The 561-nt window shown below is 62.6% G+C and carries 1 pseudogene; it reads right to left on the reverse strand.

Going from position 1 to position 561, the window contains the following annotated elements:
- A pseudogene (locus EOA22_RS36625) lies at positions 1-561 on the reverse strand (M23 family peptidase); the annotation flags it as partial.

Here is a 561-nt window from a genome sequence, read left to right on the forward strand (position 1 = left end):
GCCATAGATGTGGTAGTTCGCAGGAACCTTAAGGTCGCCCACGACCAGCGTGTTGTTGTCGTCGATTTGCTCCCAGTCGATAGCGAAACGCTGGGCAAGGTAGAACTTGCCGTCGAGCGACAGCAGGGCGCGGACATGGCGGATGGAATCGCAGCAGCCGTCAGCCGCGACATAACCCTTGCCGCGCAAAGGCGGCCCAAGAGCCACCGGTGCCTTCGCAACGACGGCACCCTCGCCAATCGTCACCGTCATGTCGGCGCCGATGACCGCGAAAAACGCCGTGATCTCGTGGGTAATGCGAGCCGGAACCGCCGCGCCGTCCGCAAGCACGACATGCAGAAAGATGACGGCGAACTGATAGGCGGCCAACTCGCGGTTTTCGTTGCCGCGGCTTGCGCCCGGCGTGACGTGCGTGGCCAATTCATCCGGGCCGAGTTCTGCAAGCGGTGCTCCGCTGTCGGCCTCTACGACCTCGAGCTTCTCGAATCGGACATTGCCGCCGGTGACGTTCGTCACTGCAAGTTCGTAGACGATGTGAAGCCTGCCGTCGGAGCCTGGAAC

The sequence above is a fragment of the Mesorhizobium sp. M7A.F.Ca.US.014.04.1.1 genome, assembly GCF_003998745.1.
Taxonomy (GTDB): domain Bacteria; phylum Pseudomonadota; class Alphaproteobacteria; order Rhizobiales; family Rhizobiaceae; genus Mesorhizobium; species Mesorhizobium ciceri.